We start from the raw sequence: 26606 nt of genomic DNA, 5'->3' as shown, positions 1-26606 counted from the left end.
CCCGGACATTTGCGTCCTATGCGGGGTCCCCGCGGGATGTGTCCCGTGGGGTGCGGCGGCGCGCATGACGTTCTGCTGAAGGATACCACCAACTCCGGCAGCCGCAGCTGAAAACATCTTCTTTGATTCAGAGCAGTCCTCCTGGACTGCTCTGAATTTTTTATCAAAATTCTCTGTAACCTTTCGGTTTTTTCACGGCTGGACAGGCGGACAGGCTTTTCCGAAAGAGCGGGCTGCGGAAGATATTCCGTATGCAAGCAAACGCTGGCAGACAGGGTCCCCCAGTCCGCAGTCACGAAGTTATCCCGCTATTCTTCGTTATTTAATCGTTTTTCTTTTAACTTTTCCAAAAGCTCTTGTATTTTTCCAACAATGTCCTATAATGGAGGTTACCCTACCCAAACAGGAGTTAATCATGATCATGCATACAAGACCTCGTATTTTAGTTGTCGGCAGCTTTGTCATGGACGTCATCGCCACCACGGAGAAGATCCCCACCTCCGCCCAAACGGTGTACGGAAAATCCTTCCATATGGCGCCCGGCGGCAAGGGCGCCAACCAGGCGCTGCAATGCGCCCGCCTGGGGGCGGAAGTCACCATGATGGGCTGCGTAGGCGACGACCTGTTCGGCCAGACACTGTTGGAAACGCCCCGTCAAGCCGGCGTGGATGTGAGCCATGTACTGGTGCGCAAGGGCATCACCTCCGGCGTGGGCCATGTGACGCTGGAGGTGACGGAGCACACCGCCCAAAACCGCATCGTGGTCATTCCCGGTGCCAACCGGACGCTGACTGTGGAGGAAGTGACATGGATCCGGGAAGAGATCGCCTCTTATGACATGGTCCTGCTGCAGCTGGAGGTCCCCATTGAAGTCAACCGCGCCGTAGCCGGCTGGGCCAAAGCCGCCGGTGTGCCGGTGATGCTGAACCCCGCCCCCGCCACCGATTTGGACAGTGAGCTCTTAAGTCTTGTCACTTATCTCACCCCCAACGAGCAGGAGGCCTCCGTGGAGACCGGCCTGCCCCTGCGGACGGAGGCGAACGGGCTTTTGAAGGAGGAGGACTTGCAGGCCATCGCAAAGGCCCTGTGGTCCAAGGGCGTGGAAAACGTCATCATCACCCTGGGCGGACAGGGCTCCGCCGTGGTGGGTGCTGACTCCATCCAGTACATCCCCTGTGTCCATATGGACCACGTGGCGGACCCCACCGCCGCCGGCGACTCTTTCGTGGGCGCTTTGTCCGTGGGACTGACGGTGGGTCTTTCCCAGCGGGAGGCCCTGGCCTTTGCCAGCCACACCGCCGCCATCACGGTGTCCCGGATGGGCGCCATGCCCTCCCTGCCCACTTTGGATGAGGTTTTGTCTCTGCTGCGGCAGCGAAACTACGACGGCTTCGACCTGTCCCTGCTGGACACGCTGAAAGCTTAAAAACAGCCGCCGCGGAGCCCCTTCCGCGGCGGTTTCCCATATGTGCAAAGGAGGAACGTTTGTGACTGGGACTGTGGTGTGCTTCGGGGATTCCAATACCTACGGCTATGATCCCCGGTCTCTTCTGGGGGACCGCTATCCCAAAAGCGTCCGCTGGACGGGGATTCTGGATAGCTCCGGCAGCTGGTCCGTGACCTGCTGCGGCCAGAATGGACGGGAGATCCCTACCCTGCCCGCCCACTGGGAGCCGCTTTGCCGCTTGCTGGAACAGACACAGCCGGATGTACTGATGGTCATGCTGGGCAGCAACGACCTTCTCTGCCGTCCCGGCTTCACCGCGGAGGACGCCGCCGCCCGGATGGAGACCTTTCTTGGCGCCCTGTCCCACCCGCGCATCCTGCTCGTCTCTCCTCCGGCCATGGCGCCCGGCGCATGGGTGACGGAGCAGCGCCTCCTCACCGAATCCGCCCGGCTGGGCGGCTGCTACGAGGCCCTGTCGCGAAAGCTGGGCTGTGCCTTTGCCGACGCCGCCCGCTGGGACATCCCACTGGTCTATGACGGCGTCCATTTCTCAGAGGAGGGCCACCGGCGTTTTGCCCGCCGGGCCGCCGAAGCCCTGGACGCTCTTTTCCCGCCCCGCGATTTCGTACTTCCATGAAAAAGGAGGCCGCCATGCATCCCACCGTCAGTATCATCGTTCCCGTTTACAACGCGGAAAAGACCCTTGCCCGTTGTGTGGACAGCATTTTAAACCAGACTTATGAGGACTATGAGCTGCTGCTGGTCAACGACGGCAGCACCGATTCCTCCGGCGCCCTGTGCGACGCCTATGCCGCCCGGGACTCCCGGGTCCAGGTATTTCATAAGGAGAACGCCGGTGTTTCCAACGCCCGGAACCTGGCCCTGTCCCAGGCCCGGGGCACCTACCTGCAGTTTCTGGACAGCGACGATTGGATCACGCCGGAGGCCACCTTGTCCCTGGTCCGGGCGGCGGAGGACCACCAGTGCGATCTGGTCATCTCCGACTTTTACCGGGTCGTGGGCGAGCGGGTGTCCCACAAGGGCGACATCGACGAGGACACCGTCCTCACCCGGGAGGAATACGCCGCCCACATGATGGAAAACCCCGCTGACTTTTACTACGGCGTACTGTGGAACAAGCTGTACCGCCGGCAGATCGTGGAGGACCACCACCTGCGGATGGACCCGGAGATCAGCTGGTGCGAGGACTTCATGTTCAACCTGGAGTATATCCGACACGCCCAGCGGTTCTACGCCCTCCAGGTCCCCATTTACTATTATGTAAAAACCAAGGGCTCTCTGGTGTCCAGCCAGGGCCTCAGCATCTCCAAGACCGTGCGGATGAAGCTGATGGTCTTTGAGTACTACCAGCGGTTTTTCAAAACCGTTCTGGACGAGGAGGAGTACGAGAAAAGCCGTTTGAAGGTATACCGCTTTTTGGTGGACGCCGCCGGTGACGGTGCTGTACCTCCCACCATTCTTCCCGGCTCCACCCGTTTGGGCAGCGAGCGGCTGCAGGTCTCTCCGGATATTCTGGCTGGCGACAGCCTGCTCCACGACAGCTTCCGCCAGCGGAAAATGCTGGACCATTACCTGGAGCTGGTGGCTCTGAAGCATGACCTGCCCTTAAAGGACACCCGGTTGCTGCTGTACCTCTACCAGGCCGGTCCCGTCATCACCCGGAAGGACCTGGCGGACTTCGCCAATCTGCCCCGCAGCACCACTTCGCTTCTGGTACAGCGGCTGACGTCCCGGGAGCTTGTGAAGCTGGAGGAGCTTCGAAAGGACGGTCCGGAGAAAAAGCGGCTTCTCATCACATTCCTTCCGGCATCAGAGCCCATTTTAGAGGACCTAAACAACGCGCTGAAAGATATGCGCCAGAGCTTGTTTGCCGGCTTTACGGAAGAGGAGGCCGAGACTTGCCTCCGCCTCAACAGCCGTATCCAGGACAATATCCGCAAGACCCTCGCCTAACAAAACAGGAAAGCCGGGAAGCTGCTGCTTCCCGGCTTTCCTTCTTTTATACCGGCTCGTCCGTAAAGGACTCCTGTTTGACATGCTTGAAAGCGGAGCGGAACATAAAAACCACAAACACCAGGAACACCGCCATGGCTCCGCCTGTGCCCCGCATGGCACAGGCATCGTAAAAGCCGTGGAGCAATACCGATGTGACATAGGCGCGCATCAGGCTCCACCGGCAGCGCCGCCTGTCCCCCCAGGCCTCATACAGCTTGGCTCTGCCGTAGAACAAGCCCATAAACACCGCGAAGGACATATGGCCCGGAACAGCAAAGAGGGCCCGGGGCAGCGCAACAGACAGCCCATAGTGCAGCACGTACTGGATATTCTCAAAGGCGGCAAAGCCCAGGGACACGAACACCGCGTAGACGATGCCGTCAAAGCGGTAGTTGAAGTTGGGGTTTCGCCAGGTCCTGGCACGCAGGAAGAGGAACTTTGTTCCCTCCTCCACCAGAGCCACCACGAAGAAGGCCAGCAAAACGGTGTAAAGGGGGCTGCCGGGGTCTGCCAGCCGGTATAAAACCGCCTCTCCCAGCCCCTCCAACACGCCGGAACACAGCGCCGCGGCCACACCCATCAGCAGCAGGGAGGCCAGCAGGCCGGCGGGCTCCTTTTCCACTGTGTCGTGGCGGTAGATGTACCGCAGCAAGAACCACGCCGGCAGCACCGCCGCCAAAATGTACACCGCCAGGATATAAAATCCCGGCATGGCAAAATAAAAAATCGGCATATTCGCTCATTCCTCCTCTTCCACATAGGTGAACCGCCGGTACGTGACGCCGTCCCGGGTCACCTCCTCATTCCACATGGAGGCAGGCCGCACCCAGATGCCATGGTCGCCGTACAGTGCCTGGTACACCACCATAGGCTCCCGGGTCTCCGAGTGGGTGGCCGTGTACAGTACCCGGTACTCCCTGCCCTTAAAGTGCCGGTAGCGGCCGGGACGCACCGCATCCTGGCCGCAGCGGCGGCTCAGGGCGGCGTTGGTATAGGCTCCGTCTTGGGTGACTTCTCTTCCAAACCACGCCGGCGGCTGGAAGGCCATGGCCGCTTCCTCCGTGGGAAACTCCACCTCCGCCATCACCAGCGGGGCAAAGGGCGGCTCGAACACATCCAGCTCAATGGTATAGGGGCCGCATGGGATGCGCCAGCGGTCCTTGGTGATGACCGTACCGTCCGCCTTTGCCAGCAAACGGCCGAACGCCTCCGCTGTTAAGGGCATCTCCCGCTCCTCCCGGCTGAGAAGGCCGGGGCCCTTGCAGGTGAGCACATATTCCTCATCTATGCGGCGCACCCGCACCACAGGGTCTGTGGAGAGGTAGGCCTGCTGGATACGCGTTTTGGGATATTGCTCCAGTCCCTCCGGCAGCGTCTCCACCAGGAATTTCCGTTCGATCTCCATACTTCCTCCTCAGTGCTCCACCCGCAGCCAGGGGTTTTCCGCTTCCGCGTCCGCCAGTACCCGCATGAGTCCCCGGGCCGTGGGGCCCAGCTTCTCCTCCAGGGCCTCCCGGTGGACCACCCGCAGGACCGTCTCCTCCCCCAGGTCTGTCAAGCAGTCATACAGGGCGTCCAGATTGCCCCCGTACCAATCCGGCAGAGCCAGCTCCCGGGCCAGGACGGCGTGGAGCTCCTCCCGGGTGGAGATGGCATCTCCGTCCAATACCGCGATGCGCATGGTCACTCCTCCCCGTACAGCAGCTCAAAGGATTTGTAATGGTCCTCCGTGTAATAAATCAAGCCGTCGTTGGAGAAGACGATGCGCTTGGCGCCCCGCTTCTCCGCGCCCAGGGTATCGATGTCGCACTCCGTATACGTGCGGCCCTCCGCCTCCGGCAGCAAGCCCTCGTAATTTCCAAAACGGCTGCCGCCGATGCACATCCCCGGTGCGTAGGGCTCCAGCGACCCACCGGACCAGCCCAGCTTTTCCGCCTCTTTTTTCGTAAGGAAATTGTCCGGCAGATGGCCGTACAGGTGGATATACAGCGCCACATCCTCCTTGGTGGTGTAGGTGCCGTCCTCCGGAAGCGTTTGCGCCTCCTCCCCCTCCGGCGGCGCCTCTTCCGGTTCCGCTGTCTCCTCCGCCGGAGAGACCTGCTCCGCCGTCTGCGCTGGCTCCTGCTCCGCCGGCTGCTGGGGCTCCGGCGCCGGAGCAGCGCCGCAGGCGGTCAGCGTTAGGGCCAGTGCCAGCAATCCGGCCAGCCAGGTTTTTTTCAGCAATTGTCTCATCATCGTTCTCCTTCCGGTTGATACTCTTCAGTATATCGCACTCATCCGCCTCTGACAACCAAAAAGCGCCCCGCTTCGCGGGACGCTGTTCAGTTTAGGGCTTATATTTGGGACATACGCTGTCCGCCAGGGCCATGGCCGCCTTTTCCACCTCGGTGCGCTGAGACCGCGGAGGCTCCGCCGCTGCCGCCGGCTTTTTCCCATGCCTGGACAGGGCGGCACAGCACACAAAGGCCAGCAGGCATGTGGCACCCACGCGCCATACCAGCTGTGTCCGCGCATCGTAGCCCTGCCATACGGTTGGCAGCACCATGTCTGCAAGACCAAGCATCAGCGCCATGATCGCGATGAAGGCCACATTCCTGGGCCGCAGGATCTCTTTCAGCGGCAGGTCCGGCAACGCGGCCTTCACGGACGCGGCAAACACCGCCAGCAGCACCAGGGACAAGCACAGCCAGCTGACCAGCCGCTCCACCACAGGCGCCGCGCCGCCCAGCAGGGCGGACAGGGCCGACAGCAAGACCCAGCCAAGCGTCCACAGCGGCACACCCACCAGCAGCCGCACCGCCGCCGGCAGGCTCCAGATCCAGTTCTTCACCCGGGAGGCCGGCGTCGTCCGCCGGTTCTCCTCCGCCGCGGCGTCGTCGCCGCCGTCAGAGAGGACCTCCACCACGGCGTCCGGTTCCGGTGCGTCCATCAACTCCGCCGGGGTATCGAACAGGGCGCCGGTGACCATGCCGGCCGCCGCGGCCGTGGTAACCGCCGCCACCGCCGCCTTTTTCCGCTTATTCACGCTACCGCCCCCTTTTTTCGCCATTGTACCGCTGTTTTCCAGAAAAGGCAAGATTTTCCCACTCTCTTCTCTTTTTGGGAAAACTGTGGTATGATACCCACCAGTAAATAAAGGAGCTGATCCCATGGAGCAGGAGCACAAGCGGCGCGTCCGCTACAAAGGCACCCACCCCCGAAGCTACCGGGAAAAATACAAGGAACTGAATCCGGAGAAGTACCAGGCGGATGTGGAAAAGATCGTCCAAAGCGGCAAGACCCCCGCCGGCATGCATATTTCCATCATGGTGGAGGAAATTCTGGATGTTCTCCAGATCCAGCCGGGCCAGACCGGCTATGACGCCACCCTGGGCTACGGCGGCCACACCCGGCGGATGCTGGAGGCCCTGCAAGGGCAGGGGCACCTGTACGCCACCGACGTGGACCCCATCGAGTCGGAAAAGACCCGCAAGCGTCTGGCGGACCTGGGCTACGGTCCCGATATTCTCACCATCCGCCGCATGAACTTCGCCCAGGCGGACCAGGTGGCTCCCGGCGTGCAGTTCGATTTCGTGCTGGCGGACCTGGGCGTGTCCTCCATGCAGATCGACAACCCGGAGCGGGGCTTCACCTTCAAATACGACGGTCCCCTGGACCTGCGGCTGGACCCCACCTCCGGCGTTCCCGCCGCCGTGCGGCTGCGGGAGCTGGACCAGGAGGAGCTGACGGCCCTGCTGGTGGAAAACGCCGACGAGCCCTATGCCGCGGCCATTGCCAAAGCCGTCAGAAAGGTTTTCAAATCCGGCGGCGCCATTGAGACCACGAAGCAGCTGGCCGCTGTCATTGAGAGCGCCCTTTCCTTCCTGCCCCAGGCGGAGCGGAGGGAGGCCGTGAAAAAGTCCTGCCAGCGGACCTTCCAGGCCCTTCGCATCGACGTGAACAGTGAGTTTGAGGTGCTGTACAGTTTCCTGGAGAAGCTGCCGGACATTCTGAAAAGCGGTGGCAGGGCGGCGGTGCTGACCTTCCACTCCGGGGAGGACCGGCTGGTGAAGCAGGCCTTCCGCCAGTACCAGCGGCAGGGCATTTTTTCCGAGGTGTCCCAGGACGTCATCCGTCCCTCCGCCCAGGAGTGCTATCAAAACCCCCGTGCCCGGGCCACAAAGCTGCGCTGGGCCGTCCGCGCGTAAAGGAGGCGCCATATGCTGCGGGATGAGACCATTGCCCGGGTGGTAAAATTCCGGGATGATCGCAACTGGCGCCAGTTCCACACCCCGAAGGACCTGGCTATTTCCTTGAGTTTGGAGGCCGCAGAGGTACTGGAGCTGTTCCAGTGGAGCGGCACGGACCTTTCGTGCCGGGACAAGCTGCCCCAGCTCCGGGAGGAGCTGGCGGACGTGCTGAGCTACTGCATTTTGCTGGCGGATGTGTGCGGTTTGGACCTGGACGAGATCATGAATGAAAAGGTCGCAAAGAACGAAGCAAAGTACCCGGTGGAAAAGGCCTGGGGCAGCGCCGCCAAGTACACCGAGTTCTCTGACTGAGCCGTACGCCCCAGGGGATGTGTTGAAAAGTTCATATTTTCCTGCTACACTGGTCAGCATTGCCGGTATGTCCAAGGAGAAAGGATGGTCTTTTTGTCCGATTCCAACATTACAAAACGGTCACTGGCCTCTGCTCTGAAATCGCTGATGGAGGAGATGCCCTTTGCCAAGATCACGGTGGGCGATATCTGCGAAGCATGTAATATGAACCGCAAAAGCTTTTACTACCACTTCCGGGATAAGTACGACCTGATCAATTGGATCTACGACACAGAGTTCATCTCCGTGGCACGGAGCAAGCTGTATGCCTCCGGCTGGAGCCGGGTGGCGGACCTTTGCGCCTACTTTTACGAAAACCGGAGCTTTTACAACAAGGTGCTGGCCATTGAGGGGCAGAACTCCTTTTCCGACCACTTCCGGGAGCTCATCGCCCCGGTGCTGGAGGAGGTCCTGCGGGAAATTCTGCCGGAAAAGGATGTGCTGGATTTCCACATCAACTTTTTCTCCGACGCTTTCATCTGTGCCCTGGAGCGGTGGCTCCGGGATAAAAACTGCGTCCCTCCCGAGGAGTTTATCGCTCTGCTGCAATCCTGCCTTCAAATCGCCGCCGCGCGGAGCCAGAACTTTTAAACCGCAAAGCGACCCGCCCGGGCAATTGCCCGGGCGGGTCGCTTTTTTGCTTGCTCACTTTTTCACAGTACTCAGGGGAAAGTTCCGCTTTAAAAGAGCCGGAAGCCCCAGTGTGAAGGCACTTTCCTCCGTCCCTGCCAGGGCGCCTTGGCTGTCCAGCGTCACGGCACAGGGCCCTCCCGAGAGGACGCCGTCCACCAGCTCTCCGTCCCGGACCGCTTCCCAGGGGATGGTGCGGTACGCCTGCCGCTGCCGTTCTGAGACCACAGAGCCATAGACCTTCCGCTGTGCCTCCTCCGGACACGCTGCTTCCGGCAGCAGCAGTGTCAAAGGCGCGTGGCAGTTTTCCGCGCGGCTGTATACCTCACCGCCGGCGATATCCTCCGCCTCCGCCGCGCCGTAGAAGGCGGCGAGGACATACAAGGACCGCTTTTTCCGCAGCAGGGCGCAGGCCTCCTCCGCCTGCTCCCCGTAAGGCGCCAGTACCAGGTTGTGGATACGGTCCGCCTCCTCCGCCAGCCCCTCCGTCACAAAGCCGCCGTCACAGGCAACCACAAAGAAGCTGTTAGGAAACGCCTCCGCCAGGCTCAAAAGCGCCTCGGGCCTTCCGGCGGGCAGCAGCAGATAGCCGCGGATGCCCAGCGCCTGTCCCTCCTCCAGCAGCTTTCGGTATGCCGCCTCCTGTTGGGGATAGGTGCCGCCATCAATACGCAGCGTTAAAAACCAGGGGATGCTGTATCCCCGCTCCGCCTCCGCCGCCCGAATGGCCTTGCTTCCACGGACAAAGCCCTGGTAGCCCATCACCATACCGAAATCCAGGAGTCTGTCCTCATCCACGTTGGCCAGCACGTCCCGCAGCAACGGGTAATAGGCGCTGCGCTCATTGCGCAGCATCTCCTGGGCCACGGTGAAAAAGTTTCTCTGGATGCGGCCGTCGGAAAAATACAGCGCCATGTCCACCAGATTGCGGATACTCCGCTCGGGCGAGTCTTTCGCCTCCCGCAGCATTTTGCGGACCACGGTTTCGATCAGCACGCGGGAAATATCACGGGCCATATGTTCGCCCCTTTCCAAGTGTTCTTCATGCTTTTATCAGTCTATCCGCATCCTTCCCGCTTCGCAAGGGACAATTAGCCGCTATTGTCCAAAGAGTTGGCGCCCTGCTCCTCGCCGCCGATGACCACCCTTCTGTCTCCGGTCTTGCCGTACAGGCGGTGGGAGATAGAGAGGACCGTCCGGTGCTGGGACGCCGCCCGCAGCGCCGAGAGCACCTGCTCTTCCGTGTTGGAATCCAGGTTGGCGGTGATCTCATCCAGCAGCAGCAGCTTCGGGTCCAGGACGATGGCCCTGGCAATGGAGAGCAGCTGGAACTGCCCCTGGGAAAACAGGCCCTCCGTGCAGGGGGTATGGATGCCTTCCGGCAGTCCGGCGGCAGTATCCCAGAGCCCCACTGTGCGCAAGGCTTTTTCGATCTGCCCTTCCGTGACCCGGGGGTCCCCCAGGGATACCTGGTCGCCCACAGTGCCGGGCACCGGCCGGAACTGCTGCTCCACATAGCCGAACCAGCGCCGCTTCTCCTCCTCCGGTATCCGGTCCGGCGGCGTTCCGAACACCAGCACCTGCCCCCGCTCCGGTGCATACAGCCCCAGGATCAGCTTCACTAAAGTGCTCTTTCCGGCGCCGGTACGGCCCGCCAGGGTAACGGTCTCCCCCTCCTCCACGGTCAGGTCAAAGTCCCGCAGGATCTCCCGCTCTCCCTTTCCGTAGCTGAAGCAGACCCCCGACAGCCGGACGGCGGGAACACGGTCCGCGGCGGACGGCGCCTCCACACGCTCCTCCCGCTCCGGCTGGCGCAAAAACTCGTTGATGCGGCGGACGCCCGCCACAGCGGACTGGATGTTCTGGATCTCCATGCCGATGCTCTCCAACGGGTCAAAGAAACTGCCCACATAGGCAATGACCGCGGCGGCGGTGCCGGCGGACATGCCGAAAAACGCGCGGACGCCGCCTTGGCCGGCAGCAGCCATTACCACACCGATGAGCAGAGCGCTGACCGTGACGATGATGGGAGAATAGATAGCGTCGTAAAAGTTGGAGCGCTCCTGGGCCCGATAGCCCTGTTCGATGGCGTCCCCGTAGCGCCGCTGCATATATGCCTCCCGGTGCAGCACCCGGATGGTGCGGATGTTTTTCAGTGTCTCCGGGATCTGCTGGTTCGTTCTGCCCACGGCCACACGGCCCTCCATCTGGGCCTTCAGCATCCGCTTTTGAAAGACCCGTGTCATCCAGAACAGCAGAGGTGAGGTGATTAAAAGCAGCAATCCCAGTCCCTTGCTCTTGAGGAAGATCACCAGCAGAATGCTTAAAAGCCTGCACACATCCGCCGCCATGCTGATGACGCCGGAGGCGAAAAGGCTGTCCACGGTATTGACGTCGTTGACAAATCGGGAGGCCGTCACGCCTGACTCGTTTTCGATGTAATAGGCGGCCGGGAGCCGCAGCAGCTTCTCGCTCATGGCGGAGCGGATGCGGTGGGTCACCCTCTGGCCGAACACTGTAATGAGGCTCTCCTTGGCGGCGTCCAGCAGTCCCGACGCGGCCACCAGCAGAAAATACCCCGCCGCCAGGGAAAACGCCACCCGCTCCCCGCCGGCCAAAGCGTCCACGATGCGCTCCAGGACCAGCGGCGGCAAAAGCGCCAGCAGCACGGAGCCGGCGATGGTCAACAGCAGCAGCGCGCTCAAGCCCTTGCCGGCGCGGACGGTGCCGCCGATGATGTCAATCACGGATGTCTTAGTTCCGCGCATCTGCCTGCGCCCCCTTTCTCTGGGAATCATACAGCATCCGGTAGCAGCCGTTTCGTTCCATCAGCGCTTCATGGGTGGAAGCGCTGATGGTGCCACCCTCCATCCAGAGCACCTGGTCCAGCTTCGGAAACAAACTCAGCCGGTGGGAGATCAGCAAAATGACGCTGTCCTTCCCCCACTGGCGGAGGTTATTGTAAATCTCCTCCTCCGTCGCCAGGTCCACCGCGGAAAACGGGTCGTCCAGGACCATGACCGGACGCTTGTGGTACAGGGTCCTGGCCAGGGCAATGCGGGACTGCTGCCCGCCGGAGAGGCGGACGCCGCCGCTGCCGATCCAGGTGTGGATGCCCTCCGGCAGCTCCGCCGTCTCCCGTTCCATACAGACGGCCCTCAAGACCGGTCCCACATCCCCGGGCTTTCCCATGCAGATATTTTCCTCAATGGTGCCGCTGAGCAGCTCCGGCTGGTGCCCCAGGTAGGCCACCTGGTCCGCCCAGTGGTCCCCGCAGGAGGGAAACACTTCATTTCCCATGGCGATCTGTCCCCCATAGGCCAGCTCTCCCGTGAAGAGCCTGCCGAAGGTGGACTTTCCGCAGGCGATCTCCCCGGTGACGCCAATGATCTGACCCGGCTCCGCCCGGAACGCCGCGTTTGAAAACAGGGGCTTCTGCCCTGGATACGCGAAGGAGAGGCCGGAAACCCGCAAAGCCGCCGGCGGGAGGGGCTTTTGCTCCGCCTCCTCCGGCACAGGAGCCAGGTGCGGCTGGATGCGTCCCCAGGACACCCGGGCCTTCTGGACGGCATTGAAGAGCTTCGCCGCCTTGGAGGACTTCACCGCCAGCTTTTTGTAGCAGGAGAAGAAGGTGGAAAACGCCGCCACGTTCCAAAGGGTCCAGCCCGTTCCCAGTACGTTTTTGCCGCCGAACCAGATGATCATCACCGTACCCAGCATGGAGATCACCTGATAGACCGGCTGCATGGCGTTTTCCCACACATTGGCCATGACCGCTTTCTTCTCATAATCCGCCAGATGCCCCTCATAGGCGCTGTTCCGCTCCGCCTCCTGCCCGTAGACCCGGTAGGTCAGAGCGTTTGTGATCCGCTCCAGGGTGGCGGCGTTCAGCCTGCCGCCGCTTTCCTTGCTGGCGGCGGCGTTTTTCGTGACGATGCCCTTCAGCCGCTCCGCCAGGATATAGGCCACCGGCGGGAACAGCATGGAAAGCAGCGTCAGCCGCCAGTCATAGGACAGCAGCATGACCAGATACGCCACCATGACCACGCCGGTGTCAAACACCTCCGTGGTGAATTTCCGCATGCCCTCCACGCAGGCGTCCGCGTCGGCGATGAGCTTGGTCATCATGGTGCCGGAGTCCTCCCGGTCCGCCGCCTTGCCGTACAGCAGGTTCCGGTACAGGGTCATTTTGATGCTTTTGCTGATGTTATTGGCAAATTTGCGCACGTACAGCCGCTTGATATAGCGCATGAACTGCACAAAAAGGATCGTCAGCACATAGCACAACGCCAGGCGCACAATGGACAGCGGCTCCCGCCGGAGCGCGATGATGTCGCAGAGGTACTGCACCAGCTGTCCTTCAAACCACGGTCCCGCCACCATGCCGATGTTGTAAAGAATGCCTGTCGCCGTCACCACCAGCAAAATGCCCTTTTCTTTGCGGAAATAGTATCCGATCCGGCTGGTGTCCTGTTGCTCCGCCTTATTCATCCTCCCCGTCCCTCCCCTTCAGAAGCTCCGGCATGTGGGGAAAGCCGCCGCGGCTCTCCCGTTTCGCCCGCAGGTACAGCTTGTTCAGCGTTTCGGTAAAGGCGGCCGCTTCCGCCGCCGGCAGCTCCGCCAGCAGCCATTCGTAAAAGGCAGTCTCCACCGCCGCCTTGGAAACTTTCAGCTCCTCCGCCTTTTCGGTGGCGTACAGCAGCCGGCTCCGGCCATCCGCCGGATTGCTCTCCCGGGTCAGATAGCCCTTTTGCTCCAGGCTGGCCGTACGCCGGGCCACGGCGCCCTTGTCCATGTTGAGCTGGAGGCTTGCCTCTTTTTGAGAGATCCCCGGGTGGTGCCGCACCAGATGGATGAGGTCCATTTCCCCGGAGCCGATGCCGCTTTCCTTCATGGTCCGGATCACCAGCTTGTTGACCTCCCGGGCGATCTTCGTGATCTGCCGCTTGGATACGTCCATGGTCTCCCTCCTATTTTAAAAATGCACAATAGATGAACCTTCAACCAACTAGATGATACTGCAACTATATAACGCTGTCAATGGCGCTTCTCTTCTCCCGCTCACAAAAAGCCTGCGGAAGGCAGTTCCTTCCGCAGGCTTTTTGTAAACAGCTCCTTCTAGCCTCCTCGCCGGCACAATTTCGCCAGCAAGTAAAGTCCAAGCGCCCACAATGCGACCACAGGCAGCGCACAGTACCACTTTTTCGGCTTCCCGTCCACCCACAGTCCGGCGGCCTCGGCCCGGTAATGTTCCAGCGTCTCTTTGGGGATGCACCGCAAAGTCAGCGCCACCAGCGCAGGCAGAAGGAGAATATCATCCAGATAGCCCAAAACCGGGATAAAGTCCGGGATCAAGTCAACGGGCGACAGGGCATACCCCACCGTCACCGCCGCCAGCACCTTTGCCAAAAGCGGCGTCTCCTTTGCCCGCAGGCAAAGCCACAGGGCCGGAATATCTGTTTTCAGCTGTGCCGCCCGCGCCTTCCAGTTCATACTCACTCACCTTACACAAGCTGTCCCGGCAGTTTTTTCTTCTCCTTAGGCGGGAATGCCGCGTCAAACGCGTCTACCGCCGCCTCATCGGCAAAATATCCCTCCGGGTCCTTGTAAATGCCGGTAACACCTTGCAAAAAGCCCCCCGGTGAGGTTCTCCACCTCACGGTAATCTTTCGGCTCTTCCAGCCGGATGGTCATACGCTTCATCTCTTTATCCATCATACGCTCAGCGCTTGCTCTCCGCAAACGCCCAAGCCTCCTCCAGCCATTCCAGCAGCTCATCATCGATCTGGCTTTCTTCAGAAATCAATATATGGTGGGTCCAGCGGCCCGGGTACGGCTCCACGGCCACGGCTACCCGGGACGACTCCATTTGGCGGGAAAGACCGACAGTCACCACGACACAGTGCTCCGGCCAGGACTTTTTTCTGCGCACAGGCAGCGATGCCGCGGCAAAAAGATGCCTGCCGTAAAAGCTGATCTGGCTTTTCTGCACTTTCACGGACGCCTCTGGAAACCGCTGTTCCATCCGGCGAAACAGCTCTTGATACAGCGACAGCTCCAGCGGCTTCCCTTCAAAGAAAAACAAGACATCCGATTCATACTGCGCAGGCGTTTTCATAATCAGCACACCTCCCGGTGATTCTTATCATACCATGCTCTTATCCATTTAGAAAGGGCCGCGGAAGTATTCCAATTTCAAGTTTTGCCCGGGTGGCCGTTTCCGCCGAATTCGCAGCCACACACATGATTACGGCCATAATACCACCGGCACCAAGCGCCGCGAAAAACGCTCCAAAGGCGCCCGGCCTGCGCTTTCTCTCCCGGAACGCAGCCTGCTCCCACCGGACAGGTTCTTCCGCTTCATGGGCAACGCCGCTGCGCCGGGCCAGGGCATCAACGCTTTTCTTCGGGAGCAGCGTATCGAGATAGTCGATGTCCTCTTCCGTAAAGGCACTTGCCGCGCTTTCCGCAAGGGGCAGGCGGAAATCCGCACGGACCCAATCGATGACCTCCATCACATCCGGCGGAAAACCGCACACCGCTGTCAATTGCTTTTTTCATCAGTCTGGTCGCCGGGACTTCGTCCACAAAAGCGAGGGCGATTTCGATGACCTCCTCCGCTTTCGCGCCGGAAAATCCGTAACAGACGAAAGCCTGCTCCGCTGTGTGCTGTCCGCCCAATCGTAAAACTTTTCATAGTACTGCCGCCAGGTCATAGTTCCCACCTCCCCGTATCATGCAGGATACCCCAGCCGCCGCGGAAAACGCAAGCCCGAATTCTTTTCTCCGGGTCTCCGGCGAAAACGCGTTCACCGAACAGGCGGCTATGACCGTGGCATTATCCTCGAATTGGTTCCGGTCAGAGCCGTGGTCAAAAAACGCACAAATAAACATGGGAATCAAGGTAGAAATATCGGCCAAAAACGGCAAAACGCAAATTGACAGCCGAAAGCACGTGTGATAGGATAAGCCGGAAAAGTTAGTCCGGTCTAACACAAGGAGGCTGTAAAGGAAATGATTTGGAGCGTGATCGGCATTACGGCTCTGGCCGGAATGGGCGGCACAGGTATGGGCGGATTGCTCTCCTGCCTGTTCCGCAAGGATTCCAGCAAGACTGTAAGCTTACTGCTGTCATTTGCCGCAGGGGTCATGACCTCTGTGGTGTGCTTCGACCTGCTGACAGAGGCACTGCATCCCAATGAAATGAGTACCGACGTCGGCTTGGTCGTGACAGGTGTGTTGGTAGGCTATGTTGTGATTGCCCTGCTCAACGCCTGGATTGACCGCAATACCAACCACGAGGTGGCCCATATCGACGAAAACCACCCCCGTACCGCCGACTCTCTGGAGGAGCTGACCCACGCCAACCACCTGCAGGAGCACCGCGAAGGCCGTCAGCCCCGCAGCGGATTGTTTCTGGCGGGACTGGTGATGGCGGCGGCCATCGCGTTGCACAACGTACCGGAGGGCATGGTCATCGGCGCGTCTTTCGCCCGCACAGCGCAGGAAACGCTTTTAAACCGCGGCGGACTGACCATGGCCATTGTGATCGGCCTGCACAATATTCCGGAGGGCATGGCTGTGGCTGTGCCGCTGATCTCCGGCGGGATGCCAAAATTCCGTTCCGTCGCTGTCACGGCTCTGACGGGCTTCCCTACCATTCTGGGAGCTTTTTTCGGCTTCACCGTGGGCGCCATGGGACCCACCGCATTGGCCCTGTCTCTGAGCTTTGCCTCCGGCGCCATGCTGTACGTGGTATTCGGCGAACTGCTGCCGGAGTCCATTCTCATGTGGCGTTCCAAGCTGCCTGCTACCGCCACCATCATCGGTATGCTGACAGGTCTGGTCATCATTTACATGTGAGCTTGGCTGTCTCTTCGCCATGCAACAGCAAAAATGCCGCCCGAGAGGGCGGCATTTTTTGCACAGGAAAGCGTTTGAAAAGGGTCGGCGCGGCAGGAACGTGCGGCCGATTCCCCGGCAGTCCCGCTTTACCGGAAAAGCCGGCGGGCATTCCGATACCGGGCACCGTATTCCCCGCCGCGGAGTTTACGCCTTTCGGCACACCAGCCGGCCGTTTTCCGCATCCAACACCAAGGTGCTGCCAGCGGGCAGCTCGCCGCGGAGGATCTCCTTGGCAATCAGTGTCTCAGCACTGCTCTGGAGATACCGCTTCAAGGGGCGGGCGCCGTACACCGGGTCAAAGCCCCGGTCGATCAGCAGCGTTTTGGCGCCGTCGGTGACTTCCAGCTTCAGCGTCTTTTCCGCCAGGCGCCGCTTCAGACCCCGCATCAAGATGTCGATAATGCCGTGTAGGTTCTCCTTGGTCAGCGGCTTGAACAAAATGATCTCATCCAGCCGGTTCAAAAATTCCGGCCGGAAGGAGGACCGCAGCTCCGCCATAACGGCAGTCCGGGCATCCTCGGAAATACTGCCGTCGGGCTGGATGCCGCCCAGCAGTTCCTGGGAGCCCAGGTTGGAAGTAAGAATAATGATGGTGTTCTTAAAATCCACCGTCCGGCCCTGGGAGTCGGTGATGCGGCCGTCATCCAGGATCTGCAGCAGGATGTTGAACACATCCGGATGAGCCTTCTCCACCTCGTCGAACAACACCACGCTGTACGGCTTGCGGCGGACTGCCTCCGTCAGCTGGCCGCCCTCGTCATAGCCCACGTATCCGGGAGGCGCTCCGATCAGCCGGGATACGGAGAATTTCTCCATATACTCTGTCATATCGATGCGCACCAGGTTATGCTCGTCGTCAAACAGGCATTCGGCCAGGGATTTGGCAAGCTCCGTCTTGCCCACGCCTGTGGGACCCAAAAACAGGAAGCTGCCGATGGGCCGGTTGGGGTCCGCGATGCCGGCACGGGAGCGCTGAATGGCCTCCGTCACCAGCCGCACGGCCTCGTCTTGCCCCACCACCCGCTTGTGGATGACATCGTCCAAATGCAGCAGCTTCTCCCGCTCCCCTTCCATCAAGCGGCTGACGGGGATGCCCGTCCACTTGGCCACAATGTCGGCAATTTCGTTCTCCGTGACCGTGTCGTGGACCATGGTGTTCTCGCCGGCATGCTGCTCTGCCAGTGCCTCCGCCTCTTTCAGCTCTTTTTCCACAGCGGGCAGATCAGAGTATTTCAGCTTGGCGGCTTTCTCATATTCCAGCCGGGACTGGGCCTGTTCGATCTGGCCCTGGAGCTGCTCCAGCTTTCCTTTCAGTTCCTTGACCTTATCCACGCCGTTCTTTTCCGCCTCCCAGCGGGATTTCAAAGCGTTGAACTGCTCTTTTTCGTCAGCCAGTTCCTTTTTCAACTCCTCCAGGCGGTCCCGGGAGAGCTGGTCATCCTCCTTTTTCAGCGCCATTTCCTCGATCTCCTGCTGCATAATCTTCCGGCGCAGGTCATCCAAAGACGCGGGCATGGAGTCGATCTCCGTGCGGATCATGGCGCAGGCCTCGTCCACCAGGTCAATGGCCTTATCCGGCAGAAAGCGGTCGGTGATATAGCGGTTGGAGAGAGTCGCCGCGGCCACCAGCGCATTGTCGTGGATGCGGACGCCGTGGAAAATTTCATAGCGTTCCTTCAGTCCACGGAGGATGGAGATGGTATCCTCCACCGTGGGTTCATCCACCTGCACCGGCTGGAAGCGGCGTTCCAGCGCAGCGTCCTTTTCAATATACTGGCGGTACTCGTCCAGAGTGGTGGCACCGATGCAGTGCAGCTCGCCCCGGGCCAACATGGGCTTTAAGAGGTTGCCGGCATCCATGCTGCCCTCGGTCTTTCCGGCGCCCACGATGGTGTGCAGCTCATCAATGAAGAGGATGATCTTTCCCTCGGACTTGCGGACCTGTTCCAGGACTGCTTTCAGCCGCTCCTCAAACTCTCCCCGGTATTTGGCGCCCGCGATCAAGGCGCCCATATCTAGGGAGAATATCGTACGGTCCTTCAAGCCGTCGGGCACATCGCCCCGGACGATCCGCTGGGCCAGGCCCTCGGCGATAGCGGTCTTGCCCACACCGGGTTCGCCGATCAGCACCGGGTTGTTCTTGGTCTTTCTGGACAGGATGCGAATGACGTTTCGGATCTCACTGTCCCGGCCAATGACCGGGTCCAGTTCCTTCTTTCTTGCCCGCTCCACCAGGTCAGTTCCGTATTTTTTCAATGCGTCATAGGTGTCCTCCGGGTTATCCGAGGTGATGGGATTGGATTTCACCTTGGAAAGTTCCTCGCTGAACCGGCTGCGGGTGATGCCATGGTCCTGTAAAAGCTGTTTGAGTGCACCGGAGCCCTCGGCAAAAATGCCCAGCATCAGATGTTCCACGGAGATATATTCATCGTGGAGCTTTTCCGCCGTCTTTTCAGCCACGGCAAGGACCTTGCCGGTCTCGGGAGAAGCGTAGACCTCCCCGCTGCCGCCGGACACCTTGGGAAAACCGTCGATTTTCGCCCCCAACTCCCTCAGCAGGCCGCCGCAGTCCACACCCATCCGGCTGAAAATTGAGCCGATGAGGCCGCCGTCCTGCTGCAAGAGGGCATACAGCAGGTGCTCCGGCATCAAATACTGGTTGTTTTTCTCCTGCGCCAGAGCCTGGGCGTCCCGGATGGCCTCCAGCGCTTTCTGCGTATATTTTTCCGTGCTCATCTGTCTCTCCTCGTTTCAAAAGCCGGCGCCGTATGCCGGACTGAATATAAACGGTTTGCTGTGGGATACAGGCGCCTTGGATACAGGGAAATCCGGTGTCCCACGTTTAGGTTCGGCTTTATTATACTCGCGCTTTTAGCACTGTCAAGCCAGGAGTGCTAAAATTCACAATGTATGTAAAAATTGTTCACAGCTTCTTTAAAATGCTCCTTTTCCACACAGAAAGCTTTCTGCTGGATGGGTATGAATCATTTTCAGTTTGTTCAATTACATCGAGCTTTCTGTCGAAAACGCTGTTATAATCATTTTGACCCTGATAAAAACCATATTTAATACAGATGTCGAATTGAAAAGAGGATAACGGATGGAAAAGGAAAGCAGGCCGTGTGGGCGCCCTTCTGGCAGAATGAAAACGGCTAAAATAGAAATTGCGATTGAACCGGATATCAAGCAGGCATTTATGGATGCTCTCCGTGTTGAGGGCAAAAAAGCTTCCGTGGAAATTGGCGCATGGATTAGGGAGTACATCAAAAATGCAAATACGGAGGCGTAACTGTTCATGAGAGTTCTATCCTTATTTAGTGGTATTGGCGGTTTAGATGCTGGATTTGAGAAGGCTGGATTTAATATCGTATGGGCAAATGATTTTGACAAATATGCTGTTAAAACATATGCTGGGCAGAGGGGGTATCCTCCTCTGCCCCCGTGGTTTCCCAGCCGTGACGGTGCGGTTAAAACTCCGAGATGGTGCGGCTAAAAGTCCGTGCACCTGCGGCTTGGACTCCGAAATTTACAGGCCGGACACACCAAATCCTCGACCATATTCCACCTCTGGTTTGGAACATACAAGGGGCGGAACTTCCGTAATCCAGAAGTTCCGCCCCTTGTATGTTAGATATGGATCCTCATCAGCCCTCAATGGCGATCAAGTTTCTGGATTCAGGCCCGAATCCGCCCTGCTTTCCAGCGCCATTCTTGACTTTGTCGAAAATCGCTTACACAAAATTTTACGCCCGGCCTGATTCCATGCCAAAAGCCCGGATTCTCAAATTGAGAATCCGGGCTTTTAACTGGCTGGCAGGCATTACAGCGCATACCGTATCCTGCCGGCCAATCGCTCTCATAGGTGCTCCGGTCAGTCCAGGGGCTTCATCGTGGGGAAATTCACCTTAATGCTATACAAGTCTACCCCACCCTTCATAAGTCTATTTTCTAGCATCGTTTTTTGACCCATAAATACATAACTATTTACAAGTCTTTATAATTGGTCGTAACTCAGTCGTAAACTGGTCGTAAATTAGTTAGCGCCAACAAGAGCAGCCTTTTGACGATTAAAGTAATCCTCAAAATTGATTAGCTCGGCACATTTCAAGTCGTGTGTTGCCTCGGCATAAATGTCCATTGTGGTTTCCGCATCAGCGTGACCCAGAATATCTTGCATTGCCTTAATGTTTACCCCAGCTTCACACATCCGCGTTGTGAATGTGTGCCGCAGCGAGTGGTTAGAAAACTTAGGAAGCAAAACGACATCTTCACTATCCCCGCACTTGTCCAACACATCATAATTGCAATCCCGGATAATTCTGCGTAATGCCTTGTTCAATGTTCCTTGATGCTGTACGCCGCCATTGCGGTTGACAAAGATGAAATCGGTATATCCATCTATTTTAGCCGTACACTTGATGCCAAAAGCCTCTTGATTTTGCTTTTCTATTATAAACGCTTCCTTAACTTTTGGCAACATCGGAACAACTCTTTTTCCCGCCTCAGTTTTTGGGGTGTTTACCGCAAAGCTCATTCCATCGTTATGGCCTTTGTCATAATAGACAAGTGTATGGTTAATGTCAATCGTTCCCGCATCAAGGTCTATATCGCACCACCGCAACCCCGTGACTTCTCCTACCCGCAGCCCTGTCCAAAGCATTATCGTAAAAATGGCATACCATTTATTGTACTGCCCTGGCTTTTTCAGAAAGGCTTCAAAGAGTTCTTGCTCTTGAACTGTCAGAGCCTTTCTTTTCACCGAGTCATTGCAATGTGCCTTTTTCAGTTCCTTAAGGGCGTTGTCGGCGGGATTGTATCGGATATAGTCATCTTCTACACCCAACTCAAGAACTTGATGTAACACTGTATGCACACAGTCGATAGTAGATGCTTTCAGGTGTCTCTCATCTGCAAGGCGGTTATAGAACGCCCGCACGTCGGTTCTTTTCAAAGAGGCGATTTTCGTTCTCCCAAAATCCGGCTCGACAAATTGACGATACATATACTGATAATTCTTGAATGTATTGTCTTTCAGCCCCCGCTTTAGCCGTACCCACGAATTGTATAGGTCGTTGATAGTAATGTCCTTGCCCTCTGTACGGATACCATCAAGAACATCCCGTAGTACATCCAGTTCCTTTTCACGAAGTTCCTCAAGGGTCTTCGCGTAGATGGAATGTCGCTTGCCTCTCCTATCACGCCATTTATATTCGTATGTGCCGTTTGTCCGTTGGTACTCACCCTCCTTCAAAACGCGGTTTTTAACGTCTTTGCGTCTCTCTGCCATGGTAATGTCTCCTTTCAAAAGCAAAGAGAACACGCTCAGCGGCATTATACCGTGGGCGTGTCCTCTTTGTCAACGATGAGTCCTTTTATATTGAATAAGCCTTTGCCAAATAATCATTCAGCGCTATACGCTTAATCAACCTCTTGCTGCCGCACCACAAAACGAAAGGACAGTTTTCATCATCAGACAGCTCCCTCAACTTATTGATGCCGATGTTGTAATATGCAGCGGCCTCCTCCAGTGTGAGGTTAGCTTTTTCCCATATCGGTACTTCGCGTTTCATTCAACCGTCCCTCCTTTCTCAAACAGAGCATTGAAAAAATCAACTCCGCTTGTGGTGTTTTGCCTCGCAAGTTTTGAAAACTGGTTAGGTCTTTGGGTCGCTTCATCACACACATAAAAATAGTAGTTACGTTCGTCCTTTACGGGATAACTGTAAAAGATTGCCTCTTGGGTAAACTTCATACAAACAGTAATTCTGCGCATTAGCTGTTCAGCACTGTCAATACGGTTATTCATTCCAACGCACTGGATATAAAAAGAATATGGGTTGTACGGAGTCGTGATAATGTATGTATCACAAGCGAGATGCTTGTCGTAGTATCTTGACGGTGCCATAGCATTATCAATGCTATACGGGTCAAGGATACGCAATAAATCGCTATAAGCTATGGCGTTTGGGCGAAGCTCATCCATGATAATAGTATGTTCGCCGCTGTAGCCTTGGAAAATATCACGCTTGCTACCAGCAATAAAAGGCGGAGTTCCGATTCTGTTAGCATAATCCCTTGCCCAACTTGTCTTTCCGGTTTCGCTCGCTCCCCATACCCAAATGACTTTAGCGGTTTTTCCTTGTTCTGCCGCTTCTTTTCGCCACGAGGTGGCGAGGCGTTCCAGTCGTTTCGCCTCTATGGCCTCAATCTGCTTCCGAAAACGGCCATATTGAGAGCCAGTGAGTCGATTTTCAACTTCCGCCTTGGTTATTGTTCCTTCGTAGAGGGCATCGAGTAACAGATTTACATCGGTTTTGTTTTTTGCCGCTAAAACTTTTTTCTCAAGGGTTTCCATATATTCAGCGTAGTCAAAATTGGATATAACCGCATCGTAATCGTATTGATACTTGTCCTTTGCGTTACTCGTACGATGGGTCAGATATGCAAAGCCATTAGCTTCCTTATTATTCCACTTTGTCAGTTGCTGAGTCTTAGGCTTGCCCTTGTCATCCACTTCGCCGAGTATTTTCGCAATGCTCGTTAGATAACGCGGAGTCTCAAAGGTCATAAACGCTTGGATATGCGGCTGCGCGGGGCTGCCGTCTTGAGAAACATCCTTGTCATGTAGGATGATTGCCAAATTTATCGGGTTCAAATTGGCAATCATAAAATCATACAGTTCGCGCAACGTCCTGTTATGCGGCAAATGGGCAATCTGCTGCTCATACATTACGGAACGTGTTTTAATCTTCTCATCCTTGCGTTCAGTATCGTTCCCGTCCATAGCAGTCACCTCCTTGTGAGTTTTGGAACATGGAACAATCCATGTGATTTGCGATAACAAGCCCTCGCAAATCACATATACCAAGTAATCTTCCAGCATTGGAACATGGAACAGCACCGCCTACGCTATGCTTCGGCGGTGCTGTTCCGATTACATGGGAAATGTGACAAGCGAAGTGCTTACACCGCTCATATTACTGTTTCATGTCATCCTGCTGCTCATCGGCGTAATATGTCGCAAGCAATCGGTTAAGTTCGGCATACACTGGAAAATCCATAACCGGAAAATGAACGCATGACACATTATCATGCTCACCATCCGTTGAGCTAAACCATGCATCGCCCGCCTTATACACGCGCTGCGGCATATCCGAGAGCTTATCGCTGTCCCAAAGCAGCCGTCCCTCCGGTAGCGTCGGACGAAACAGTATGCGCGTACTCATGGCAGACCGCAGCATAGCAGGCAGACCACCACCCTCTACTGATGCTTCGGCGATGCTGATGACAACATAGCAGCCAGCCGAAGCGCCCATTGTCACAATACGCTTAATAAGGTTATCAAACGCATCCAGGCAGTAATCCGGGGTCTCCTTTGCCGCTTTACGCGGTAGGATGGCGCGTAAAGCCACATACTCGTCAACAAACACGACACTGACGTGCATACCTGCATCCCACCACTTTACGGCGTTTCCTGTTTTGGCTGACATCTCATTTAACACAGCCTGCCGCTTCTCTATTGTCGCAGCAAACTCCCGCAAGGCATCAATAATCGTCGTTGCCTCGCCATCATCCGACAGCGTAACGACATGATGCAGACGTGATAACTCTGCCCTTTTGGGGTCAATAATCAGCACTTGCGAGCCATATGCATCTCGTCCATGCAACAAAATCTGAAGCAGCAACGCAACAACTCCTGTTGTCTTGCCGCTTCTGGTCTTGCCTGCACAAACGATGCTGCCGGATGTGGTTAGGTCGATATATGTACCGTCTTGTACCACAAGTTTTGTAGGCTTATTCTGCCGCATTTCACTGACCGACCGAAAGTGTAAAGATTTATCTATCTTTACATTCTCAATCCAAAAATGAACCTCAGAAAAAGCCTCCTCTACCGCTGTCTCAACTACTGCATATTGACGAAACCGACGGTTGAGGATGCTACTAATGTTGTTCGATGCCTTTGCGATATTTATGACAGGAACAGCACCAGCATAAATGTAAATCGCATATCGTCCCGGCTTACTGCCGTTATATACCTTAATCCGTGGAAGACGTTCACCTTCATGCAGGCCAAGGGGATTACCTCTTTCTGCGGAAAAAAGTCCCACTCGTATCATATAGTAGATACGCCATCTATTCGGCATCACCACATGGAACAGCACGCCGATAACTATCATCCCTACACTTACGCCCAGCACGGCGTAAAAGGCCGTGGTTACGACCTCATACACGGTGGCAATCATGGTCTCGTTCAGAACATATCCCGGCGCGATCTTCGAGACCATATTTGCGAGGATTGCCAAAGCAATCGCCAGTGGGATGGGGATAGCACCCAGCACAATAAATTTTGTGCTGGGTGCTGCGTACTTCAGCGCCGGGTTATGGGCCCGATAATACATATTATCAAGCCTTGGCGGGCTGACCGCCGCCGACAATGCGAACATCATCGGCGCGCACGGACAACTGATTACGGAATTCTCCATAAACCGTGCCCACAGGGTTAACCAGCTCCACCGTTGCGCCCACAGGGACGTTAATGTCTTTGAAGACCTTCACGGTGAATTTCTCGAAAAGATTCGAGTATTCCCCGGTTCCATCCTTGCCAGAAGGATACATAGTCTTGTCGGCGGTAATAGCAACCGTGAACTTAGTTCCTTGGTGCTTTCCCGTTCCATACTCAACCAGTTCGCTACGAGCCGTAATCTGCAGTTCTTTATCCCGCAGAAATGCAGCTGTGTCAAAACGAAGAAACTTAGCAAGTCCTTTCATATCTGATATCCTTTCATAGTAGTAACAAAGTTGGGTCCTTGCTTTGTCCACCCTCATTATGGCACAAAAGCAGATACTGTGGAGCTGAGAGAAATTCTGTTCACTTACCTCGATTTTATAGAGAAGTTTTTTCGTTCAAAACAAAATTATAGAGAAAAAAAGAGGCTTCAAGCTCCACTTTTGGGCTGGAGCCTATTACACTATTGGTTTCCTTGTATAATTGTAAATCCATAGTAGTCTGTATTTTGCGGAACATTTTGTGCAGGCTTATTCACGCTCATTAACATTTCGTGCTGATTTAGGGGCATAGCAAACCTCCCTCCACCGAATTGGTAGAGGGAGGTAATTTCATTTACGATGAGTCTTCAACAGTCCGATAAACTGGAAGTTGTTAGTATCATCGCTGTCCTGGGAATGCAAATAACGAAAGTACAAAGATAGCAAGAAATACTGCAACTACTATGCCAGAAAAAACTAGCGCAACTATCAAAGTCTGTTTACACGATTTTCCTGTTACACGTCTAATAAGACTTATTATCATCAAAACAAAAAATGCTATAATACTTATAACTGGAAGAACAACTCCCACACTTGTGAATAGGATGTTTTCCATACTCCAACCAATATTATCAATTAATAATGCAAAAATCGATAACATTGCTACGACTCCTATAGAAATGAGAATAATGCGTTTTTCTTGCTGTCGCTCTACCTGTTTTTGATGTTCTGCTGCTTTGATTGTATCTGTTACAATAATATCTGCATCGCCACATTGGATATTAGTTTCTACAATTTTTTCTGATTTCATTAATTCAAGAACGCTAACCCCTAATGCTTCGGCTAAAGGTTCCAATGAATTAATATCAGGAAATCCCAATCCACGTTCCCATCTGCTTACAGCCTTATCAGTTACTTTTATTTTTGTTGCCAACTCAGCTTGTGTCATATGATTTTCTTTTCGCATTTCAGCAACAAATAACCCAAATCTCGTTGCGTCCATATCATCACCTCCTAAGTTGCAATATAGAACAGCAATCGAGTATTATCAACCGATGCTTCATTTACCTCAGAAAAATACCGACTCTACGCATCGTTTACATCATTTTTTCTTGTAAAAATCGTATGTTTAATCAATTTTTGCGGCTCTACAAATTCCGATTAGTAATATATAAGCGAGGGTGTTACAGCCTTCGCTTTTTCCTTTATGATGAAGGTGATTGGCTGACGGAATTTCCGATTGGGACCCCACGCCCGCAGAC

The 26606-nt window shown here is 56.2% G+C and carries 29 protein-coding genes and 1 pseudogene; 9 read left to right on the top strand and 21 right to left on the bottom strand.

From position 1 onward, the window contains the following. Positions 1–415: 415 nt before the first annotated feature. From rbsK to ACTQ4R_RS12805, 3 genes are all read left to right on the top strand, one after another. Positions 416–1426 carry a ribokinase gene (gene rbsK / locus ACTQ4R_RS12815; RefSeq protein WP_441629289.1) on the top strand — a complete coding sequence of 337 codons (1011 nt, stop codon included), beginning with the start codon at positions 416–418 and terminating at the stop codon, positions 1424–1426. 61 nt (positions 1427–1487) lie between these two features. Next, positions 1488–2084 (top strand): GDSL-type esterase/lipase family protein, encoded by a 597-nt coding sequence (locus ACTQ4R_RS12810; protein ID WP_441629287.1) that lies wholly within the window; start codon positions 1488–1490, stop codon positions 2082–2084. Next, positions 2081–3421, top strand: coding sequence for a glycosyltransferase (locus tag ACTQ4R_RS12805; RefSeq protein ID WP_441629285.1), 1341 nt, complete (start codon positions 2081–2083; stop codon positions 3419–3421). The genes ACTQ4R_RS12810 and ACTQ4R_RS12805 overlap by 4 nt, the downstream gene beginning before the upstream one ends. A 46-nt stretch (positions 3422–3467) precedes the next feature. Here the strand turns inward: ACTQ4R_RS12805 and ACTQ4R_RS12800 are convergent, their stop codons facing one another. The 6 genes and pseudogenes from ACTQ4R_RS12800 to ACTQ4R_RS12775 form a co-directional block, all read right to left on the bottom strand. Beyond that, complete coding sequence (locus ACTQ4R_RS12800; RefSeq protein WP_441629283.1) at positions 3468–4196, bottom strand: PrsW family intramembrane metalloprotease; 729 nt, start codon at positions 4194–4196, stop codon at positions 3468–3470. Positions 4197–4202: 6 nt separating this feature from the next. Then, entirely contained in the window at positions 4203–4442 is a 240-nt protein-coding gene (locus ACTQ4R_RS12795; protein ID WP_441629293.1) for a DUF1653 domain-containing protein, read from the bottom strand. Between the two features lie 93 nt (positions 4443–4535). Then, positions 4536–4868, bottom strand: a pseudogene (locus ACTQ4R_RS12790) (CYTH domain-containing protein); the annotation flags it as partial. A gap of 9 nt (positions 4869–4877) precedes the next feature. Next, entirely contained in the window at positions 4878–5144 is a 267-nt protein-coding gene (locus ACTQ4R_RS12785; RefSeq protein ID WP_441629281.1) for a barstar family protein, read from the bottom strand. A gap of 2 nt (positions 5145–5146) precedes the next feature. Further along, positions 5147–5698, bottom strand: a complete 552-nt coding sequence (locus ACTQ4R_RS12780) for a ribonuclease domain-containing protein (protein WP_441629279.1) — start codon at positions 5696–5698, stop codon at positions 5147–5149. 91 nt (positions 5699–5789) lie between these two features. After that, complete coding sequence (locus tag ACTQ4R_RS12775) at positions 5790–6488, bottom strand: hypothetical protein (protein ID WP_441629277.1); 699 nt, start codon at positions 6486–6488, stop codon at positions 5790–5792. 124 nt (positions 6489–6612) lie between these two features. Here ACTQ4R_RS12775 and rsmH point away from each other — a divergent pair, with 124 nt between their 5' ends. The 3 genes from rsmH to ACTQ4R_RS12760 all read left to right on the top strand — a co-directional run bounded on the left by rsmH (position 6613) and on the right by ACTQ4R_RS12760 (position 8634). Further along, positions 6613–7650 carry a 16S rRNA (cytosine(1402)-N(4))-methyltransferase RsmH gene (gene rsmH, locus ACTQ4R_RS12770; RefSeq protein ID WP_441629275.1) on the top strand — a complete coding sequence of 346 codons (1038 nt, stop codon included), beginning with the start codon at positions 6613–6615 and terminating at the stop codon, positions 7648–7650. Between the two features lie 12 nt (positions 7651–7662). Next, positions 7663–8004 carry a nucleotide pyrophosphohydrolase gene (locus tag ACTQ4R_RS12765; RefSeq protein ID WP_441629273.1) on the top strand — a complete coding sequence of 114 codons (342 nt, stop codon included), beginning with the start codon at positions 7663–7665 and terminating at the stop codon, positions 8002–8004. A gap of 84 nt (positions 8005–8088) precedes the next feature. Continuing rightward, positions 8089–8634 (top strand): TetR/AcrR family transcriptional regulator C-terminal domain-containing protein, encoded by a 546-nt coding sequence (locus ACTQ4R_RS12760; protein WP_441629271.1) that lies wholly within the window; start codon positions 8089–8091, stop codon positions 8632–8634. Between the two features lie 54 nt (positions 8635–8688). On the opposite strand, the gene ACTQ4R_RS12755 is transcribed toward ACTQ4R_RS12760, so the two are convergent. The 8 genes from ACTQ4R_RS12755 to ACTQ4R_RS12720 form a co-directional block, all read right to left on the bottom strand. After that, positions 8689–9690, bottom strand: coding sequence for a hypothetical protein (locus ACTQ4R_RS12755; RefSeq protein WP_441629269.1), 1002 nt, complete (start codon positions 9688–9690; stop codon positions 8689–8691). Between the two features lie 74 nt (positions 9691–9764). Then, complete coding sequence (locus tag ACTQ4R_RS12750) at positions 9765–11420, bottom strand: ABC transporter ATP-binding protein (protein ID WP_441629267.1); 1656 nt, start codon at positions 11418–11420, stop codon at positions 9765–9767. 7 nt (positions 11421–11427) lie between these two features. Then, complete coding sequence (locus tag ACTQ4R_RS12745) at positions 11428–13164, bottom strand: ABC transporter ATP-binding protein (protein ID WP_441629265.1); 1737 nt, start codon at positions 13162–13164, stop codon at positions 11428–11430. Continuing rightward, on the bottom strand, positions 13157–13633 hold the full coding sequence (locus tag ACTQ4R_RS12740) for a MarR family winged helix-turn-helix transcriptional regulator (protein WP_441629263.1): 477 nt from the start codon (positions 13631–13633) through the stop codon (positions 13157–13159). The genes ACTQ4R_RS12745 and ACTQ4R_RS12740 overlap by 8 nt, the downstream gene beginning before the upstream one ends. Positions 13634–13791: 158 nt before the next feature. Next, on the bottom strand, positions 13792–14166 hold the full coding sequence (locus tag ACTQ4R_RS12735) for a YkvA family protein (protein ID WP_441629261.1): 375 nt from the start codon (positions 14164–14166) through the stop codon (positions 13792–13794). 11 nt (positions 14167–14177) lie between these two features. Further along, the gene (locus ACTQ4R_RS12730) at positions 14178–14333 is read right to left on the bottom strand and encodes a hypothetical protein (RefSeq protein WP_441629259.1); all 156 of its coding nucleotides are present in this window, start codon (positions 14331–14333) and stop codon (positions 14178–14180) included. Positions 14334–14395: 62 nt separating this feature from the next. Further along, on the bottom strand, positions 14396–14791 hold the full coding sequence (locus tag ACTQ4R_RS12725; protein WP_441629291.1) for a DUF5655 domain-containing protein: 396 nt from the start codon (positions 14789–14791) through the stop codon (positions 14396–14398). A gap of 40 nt (positions 14792–14831) precedes the next feature. Then, the gene (locus ACTQ4R_RS12720; protein WP_441629257.1) at positions 14832–15188 is read right to left on the bottom strand and encodes a hypothetical protein; all 357 of its coding nucleotides are present in this window, start codon (positions 15186–15188) and stop codon (positions 14832–14834) included. A gap of 499 nt (positions 15189–15687) precedes the next feature. Here ACTQ4R_RS12720 and ACTQ4R_RS12715 point away from each other — a divergent pair, with 499 nt between their 5' ends. Then, a complete protein-coding gene (locus ACTQ4R_RS12715) occupies positions 15688–16536 on the top strand; it encodes a ZIP family metal transporter (RefSeq protein ID WP_441629255.1) in 849 nt (282 codons plus the stop codon). A 186-nt stretch (positions 16537–16722) separates the two neighbouring features. On the opposite strand, the gene clpB is transcribed toward ACTQ4R_RS12715, so the two are convergent. Further along, a complete protein-coding gene (clpB, locus tag ACTQ4R_RS12710; RefSeq protein ID WP_441629253.1) occupies positions 16723–19314 on the bottom strand; it encodes an ATP-dependent chaperone ClpB in 2592 nt (863 codons plus the stop codon). Between the two features lie 364 nt (positions 19315–19678). On the opposite strand from clpB, the gene ACTQ4R_RS12705 reads away from it, so the two are divergent. Next, complete coding sequence (locus ACTQ4R_RS12705) at positions 19679–19867, top strand: hypothetical protein (protein WP_441629251.1); 189 nt, start codon at positions 19679–19681, stop codon at positions 19865–19867. Positions 19868–19873: 6 nt separating this feature from the next. Next, positions 19874–20071 (top strand): DNA cytosine methyltransferase, encoded by a 198-nt coding sequence (locus ACTQ4R_RS12700; RefSeq protein ID WP_441629249.1) that lies wholly within the window; start codon positions 19874–19876, stop codon positions 20069–20071. Between the two features lie 540 nt (positions 20072–20611). Here ACTQ4R_RS12700 and ACTQ4R_RS12695 read toward each other — a convergent pair. The 6 genes from ACTQ4R_RS12695 to ACTQ4R_RS12670 all read right to left on the bottom strand — a co-directional run bounded on the left by ACTQ4R_RS12695 (position 20612) and on the right by ACTQ4R_RS12670 (position 26347). Beyond that, positions 20612–21865, bottom strand: coding sequence for a tyrosine-type recombinase/integrase (locus tag ACTQ4R_RS12695; RefSeq protein WP_441629247.1), 1254 nt, complete (start codon positions 21863–21865; stop codon positions 20612–20614). Between the two features lie 85 nt (positions 21866–21950). Next, complete coding sequence (locus ACTQ4R_RS12690; protein ID WP_441629245.1) at positions 21951–22148, bottom strand: excisionase; 198 nt, start codon at positions 22146–22148, stop codon at positions 21951–21953. Continuing rightward, positions 22145–23362 (bottom strand): Rep family protein, encoded by a 1218-nt coding sequence (locus tag ACTQ4R_RS12685; protein WP_441629243.1) that lies wholly within the window; start codon positions 23360–23362, stop codon positions 22145–22147. Before ACTQ4R_RS12685 ends, ACTQ4R_RS12690 begins: the two co-directional genes overlap by 4 nt. Positions 23363–23555: 193 nt before the next feature. Further along, on the bottom strand, positions 23556–25025 hold the full coding sequence (locus ACTQ4R_RS12680) for an FtsK/SpoIIIE domain-containing protein (protein WP_441629241.1): 1470 nt from the start codon (positions 25023–25025) through the stop codon (positions 23556–23558). Beyond that, entirely contained in the window at positions 24982–25347 is a 366-nt protein-coding gene (locus ACTQ4R_RS12675) for a hypothetical protein (RefSeq protein ID WP_441629239.1), read from the bottom strand. Before ACTQ4R_RS12675 ends, ACTQ4R_RS12680 begins: the two co-directional genes overlap by 44 nt. 397 nt (positions 25348–25744) lie before the next feature. Next, positions 25745–26347, bottom strand: a complete 603-nt coding sequence (locus ACTQ4R_RS12670; RefSeq protein ID WP_441629237.1) for a helix-turn-helix domain-containing protein — start codon at positions 26345–26347, stop codon at positions 25745–25747. Between the last annotated feature and the right edge of the window lie 259 nt (positions 26348–26606).

This window comes from Dysosmobacter sp. Sow4_B12, assembly GCF_052116665.1.
In the GTDB taxonomy this organism is placed as follows: Bacteria; Bacillota; Clostridia; order Oscillospirales; family Oscillospiraceae; genus Oscillibacter.
Note: the sequence above shows the minus strand (reverse complement) of the source record. Positions and strands in the feature narration are given on the sequence as shown.